Source organism: Polaromonas sp. P1_E3 (assembly GCF_056405935.1).
Window position 1 is genome coordinate 1 of record NZ_JBFUBD010000269.1, and the last position, 3,810, is coordinate 3,810.

Here is a 3,810-nt window from a genome sequence, read left to right on the forward strand (position 1 = left end):
GCGCAGGCGTTCGCTATAAAGCCGTTTTCAAGGTCTACGTCGGCGCCCTCTACCTCGGCAAGAAGGCCGTGACGCCTGAAGAGGTCTACGCCGCCCCTGGCCCCAAACGCGTCAGCATCACGCTGCTGCGTGAAATTGATTCGAACGAGCTCGGCAAGAGCTTCACCAAAGCCTTCGAAGAAAACACGCCCAAAGGAGAAATGTCCAAGCTGATTCCCGGACTGATCAAGATGGGGCAGATATTCGCCAGCCAGAAGAAATTGGTGGCCGGGGACAACTTCACCATTGACTGGATCCCCGGCACCGGCACCATCATCACGGTCAAAGGCAAACCGCAAGGCGATCCATTCAAGGAAGCAGAGTTCTTCACCGCACTTCTGCGTATCTGGCTGGGCCCGCAACCGGCCGACTGGAAACTGAAGGACGCCATGCTGGGCAAACCCGCCTGAAGCGGCGCACGCCACACTCTCTCAACGGGGCGCAAGCCCCGTTGTCATTTCCGAAACCGCAGCTCCGCCAGCGAGTCAATGAAGCCATCTGCGTCCACAGCGCGCACCGGCTCGCCATGGTTGTACCCATACGTCACCAGCAGCACCGGGCACCCTGCGGCCCGGGCGGCCCGCGCGTCGTTGCTGGAGTCGCCAATCATCAGCGTACGGGCGGGCGCAGCGCCCAGGCTTTCGCAGGTTTTCAGCAATGGCAACGGGTCGGGTTTTTTCCGCTCGAATGAATCCCCGCCAAACACCTGTACAAAAAAACCGTCGAGTCCTTTGAGCTTGAGCAGCTCACGGGCAAACGCCAGGGGCTTGTTGGTCAGGCAGGCAAGCGGCAATCCCGCCTGATGCAATGCCCGCAACCCCTCCAGAACACCCGGATAAACCGCGGAGTGCCGGCCATTGATGCGGGTGTAATGCCGTTGGTAAGCGGCATAGGCCGCATCGTAATGCGCTATTAAATCGATAGCTGGCCGCGCAATGCCTGTTGCAATGCCCATCTTTTCCTGGACATATTCCAGCGTGGTCTTGACGAGATGCTCCGAGCCTTTTCCAACCATGCGCTCCACGACGACGGCATCGAGCCCGAACGCCGTCGCGTGGCCCGGCAGCATTTCGGTCAGCATTAGATTGAGGGCAGCCACAAAGTCGCCCAGGGTATCGACCATGGTGCCGTCCAGGTCGATGATGGCGGCGTCAAAACGGTCGTGGTCAAAGATCATTAGAGGTCAATACAAGGCAGTAGTGCTCAAAACAGATAGCGGCCCGAACTGATGATCCGGGTGGGTCATTCCTGACAAAGGAATTCCCCCCAAGACCAGTCACTGCCAGCATCTCAACGGGTTGATCTTAAAGGCAGGTAGCCTGTTCCGCCTTTAGCCGTGACCCATGGCCGATCCCGCCACATGGCGGCGGCAGCGGGCCGCGCACAGGCATACCGATGAACCAGGGAACGATCAGGAATAAAAAAACGGCGCACCACTTTCACAATGCGCCGCTTCGCTGCTGAATTCAATTCAGCCTGGATCCCTTGGGCAGCCGGGCGGCCAGCCACTCATGGACGTCGGCCCGTACATTGCGGCCGCGCAGCAGAAAGTCTTCCCACAGCGACGGAACGTAAGGCAGATAGACCAGCGGCATTCCAGCCTGCTCGGGGGTTCGGGCGCCTTTGCGTGCATTGCACGAGCGGCAGGCGCTGACCAGGTTGGTCCAGCTGTAGGACCCGCCCTTGCTGTCGGGGATGATGTGCTCGGCCTCTAGATCTTTCTCGAGGAAAACCTGAGCACAGTAGGCGCAGGTGCAGCGGTCCCGGCGCAACAGCTTGGGCTTCGACACGGCCGGCGTGACTTCAAACAGGTTGCGCCGCGGCGAGCCGCGCAGGGCAATGATGGGCTGAATGACCATCAGCGATTGCCGACCACGGGCCACGTTCCACCCACCGCGGAGGGTGACGAGGGGACTGTCGCCCTCCTCCCAAGCCACAGTGCCAGTGGCATAGTGCAAGGCCGCATCTTCAGCCGTGATCCAGGCCTGGGGCGTCCCCTGGATGTCGAGCTGCAGAACGTGATGCATCGTGGCCTCCTGTAAGGTGAAAAGAATGAATTTGGTAGCTCTTGAGAGGATCGAACTCCCGGCCATCGCCTTGTAAGGACGCTGCTCTACCGTTTTAGCTAAAGAGCTGGATGAAGAATGGTGCGGGCAGAGAATTTCGAAATCCCGGCCTACCGGTTAAAAGCCGGTTGCTCTGCCCCTGAGCTATACCCGCGTAAGGTGGGGTGCAAGACCGGACTCGAACCGGTGACCCGCGGGGTCACATCCCGCTGCGCTGCCAACTGCGCCACTTGCACCAGAAAAATGAAGAAATTGGTAGCCGCAGCTGGCATCGAACCAGCGACCTGTGCCTTATCAAGGCACTGCTCTACCACTGAGCTATGCGGCTATGAAGAAAAAATTGGCTCCACGACCTGGGGTCGAACGGGGGACGACGCGATTAACAATCGCGCGCTCCACCAGCTGAGCTATCGTGGAATATCGGGGAGTGGACACCAGGCGCGCTCACCACTCGCCGCATTCGCGGACGCGCTGATCCAGGTCGCGGTCATCTTGTGCTTGCCCCCGCTTCGGCAGGGCGTGGCGATGCCGCGCGCTGCCGGCGGCGATGATGCCGCGCAGCAGGGCACGAACAATGCGGGTGCGGGGCGTGGCTGTTCGTTTGGCCATCCTCCTGGAGGCCACTGTGTTTCTGGCTGTCATGGCAAATCTCCTTGAGGTTGGTTGAATAGGGAATGTGGCGCGCCTGGGCCGATTCGAACGGCCGGCAAACTGGGGTAGAAGCCCAGCGCTCTGTCCTGGCTGAGCTACAGGCGCTGAAAGCAATGAGATGGAGGCGGTGGTCAGATTCGAACTGACGTGTGCTGACGCAGGCGGATTTGCAATCCGCTCCCTTCGACCACTGGGGTACACCGCCGGAAATCGCTGGCGGGCGCGAGAAGAATCGAACTTCTAACCTTCGGCTTTGGAGGCCGCTGCTCTGCCTGGTTGAGCTACACACCCGTGGAAAACATGAGTTCGAAGCCTGAGAACGGTTTTGATGCCGGCACCTTGACCCTTCGAAAAATCTGAAAAAAAAATGGTGCCCCAGGCCGGCATCGAACCGGCATGCCCGAAGGCGCTGGCTTCTAAGGCCAGTGTGTCTTCCTATTCCACCACCGGGGCTAAAAACTGTTCTGGTACTCAAGGGGAGACTCGAACTCCCAAAAGACCTGGTTTTGAAACAGGTGCGTCTTCCGATTCCGCCACTTGAGCATTTCTTTTGGCGTCCCGGTCCGGGTTCGAGCCGGCGCATGGGTTGCCGACTCATCGCGCTATCGACCGAGGTGTCACGACATAACTGTGGCGGCCTGTACGGGAATCGAACCCGTGACCACATCCTGGACAGGGAAGTGCTCTACCAGCTGAGCTAACAGACCAAAAACGAAGAAGACCGGAACGGGAATGGTCCGTGTAGCAGGTCTCGAACCTGCGACCTCATGCGCCCAAGACACGTGCGCTACCAACTGCGCCACACACGGGTTGAATCGGACTGAATGAAAACTGAATGGCCTCGCGTGAAAGATTTGAACTTCCGACCCTCTGCTTCGTAGGCAGATGCTCTGATTCCGGACTGAGCTAACGCGAGAAAAATCTATTTGGTTATTGCTGGTGCACGCAGGCTGACTCGAACTGCCGGCCTCGACCTTCGGAGGGCCGCGCTCTGGGCCCAGCTGAGCTATGCGCGCAAATAACCTGGTGATGCGATGGTGGTTGCAGTTGGGAC

Annotated in this window: 4 protein-coding genes and 14 tRNA genes; 1 reads left to right on the forward strand and 17 read right to left on the reverse strand. The window is 59.3% G+C overall.

Annotated features, from left to right (window positions below):
• On the forward strand, window positions 1-449 hold a 449-nt coding region (locus AC1D0Z_RS17455), incomplete at its 5' end, for a chalcone isomerase family protein (protein WP_477659481.1).
• 44 nt (window positions 450-493) lie between these two features.
• Here the strand turns inward: AC1D0Z_RS17455 and gph are convergent.
• The 17 genes from gph to AC1D0Z_RS17540 all read right to left on the reverse strand — a co-directional run bounded on the left by gph (window position 494) and on the right by AC1D0Z_RS17540 (window position 3,772).
• Complete coding sequence (gene gph, locus AC1D0Z_RS17460; protein ID WP_477659482.1) at window positions 494-1,216, reverse strand: phosphoglycolate phosphatase; 723 nt, start codon at window positions 1,214-1,216, stop codon at window positions 494-496.
• A gap of 289 nt (window positions 1,217-1,505) precedes the next feature.
• On the reverse strand, window positions 1,506-2,066 hold the full coding sequence (locus AC1D0Z_RS17465) for an HNH endonuclease (RefSeq protein ID WP_477659483.1): 561 nt from the start codon (window positions 2,064-2,066) through the stop codon (window positions 1,506-1,508).
• Window positions 2,067-2,098: 32 nt separating this feature from the next.
• A tRNA-Val gene (locus tag AC1D0Z_RS17470) sits at window positions 2,099-2,174 on the reverse strand.
• Window positions 2,175-2,184: 10 nt separating this feature from the next.
• Window positions 2,185-2,259 (reverse strand) — tRNA-Lys (locus AC1D0Z_RS17475).
• A 6-nt stretch (window positions 2,260-2,265) separates the two neighbouring features.
• Window positions 2,266-2,341 (reverse strand) — tRNA-His (locus tag AC1D0Z_RS17480).
• Window positions 2,342-2,358: 17 nt separating this feature from the next.
• Window positions 2,359-2,433 (reverse strand) — tRNA-Ile (locus AC1D0Z_RS17485).
• Between the two features lie 13 nt (window positions 2,434-2,446).
• Window positions 2,447-2,522, reverse strand: a tRNA-Asn gene (locus AC1D0Z_RS17490).
• A gap of 27 nt (window positions 2,523-2,549) precedes the next feature.
• Complete coding sequence (locus AC1D0Z_RS17495) at window positions 2,550-2,747, reverse strand: hypothetical protein (protein ID WP_477659484.1); 198 nt, start codon at window positions 2,745-2,747, stop codon at window positions 2,550-2,552.
• Window positions 2,748-2,782: 35 nt separating this feature from the next.
• Window positions 2,783-2,861 (reverse strand) — tRNA-Arg (locus AC1D0Z_RS17500).
• A gap of 14 nt (window positions 2,862-2,875) precedes the next feature.
• A tRNA-Cys gene (locus AC1D0Z_RS17505) sits at window positions 2,876-2,961 on the reverse strand.
• Between the two features lie 9 nt (window positions 2,962-2,970).
• Window positions 2,971-3,047 (reverse strand) — tRNA-Trp (locus AC1D0Z_RS17510).
• Window positions 3,048-3,124: 77 nt separating this feature from the next.
• Window positions 3,125-3,209, reverse strand: a tRNA-Leu gene (locus tag AC1D0Z_RS17515).
• A 12-nt stretch (window positions 3,210-3,221) separates the two neighbouring features.
• Window positions 3,222-3,299 (reverse strand) — tRNA-Leu (locus tag AC1D0Z_RS17520).
• Window positions 3,300-3,387: 88 nt separating this feature from the next.
• Window positions 3,388-3,463: transfer RNA gene (locus AC1D0Z_RS17525), tRNA-Asp, on the reverse strand.
• Between the two features lie 26 nt (window positions 3,464-3,489).
• Window positions 3,490-3,565: transfer RNA gene (locus AC1D0Z_RS17530), tRNA-Pro, on the reverse strand.
• 27 nt (window positions 3,566-3,592) lie between these two features.
• Window positions 3,593-3,672 (reverse strand) — tRNA-Arg (locus AC1D0Z_RS17535).
• A 21-nt stretch (window positions 3,673-3,693) separates the two neighbouring features.
• Window positions 3,694-3,772, reverse strand: a tRNA-Arg gene (locus AC1D0Z_RS17540).
• Between the last annotated feature and the right edge of the window lie 38 nt (window positions 3,773-3,810).

Bases quoted from the DNA above. Each gene is read 5' to 3' on its own strand.
- gph (WP_477659482.1), bottom strand. From the start codon at position 1,216: ATGATCTTTGACCACGACCGTTTTGACGCCGCCATCATCGACCTGGAC.
- AC1D0Z_RS17465 (WP_477659483.1), bottom strand. From the start codon at position 2,066: ATGCATCACGTTCTGCAGCTCGACATCCAGGGGACGCCCCAGGCCTGG.
- AC1D0Z_RS17495 (WP_477659484.1), bottom strand. From the start codon at position 2,747: ATGACAGCCAGAAACACAGTGGCCTCCAGGAGGATGGCCAAACGAACA.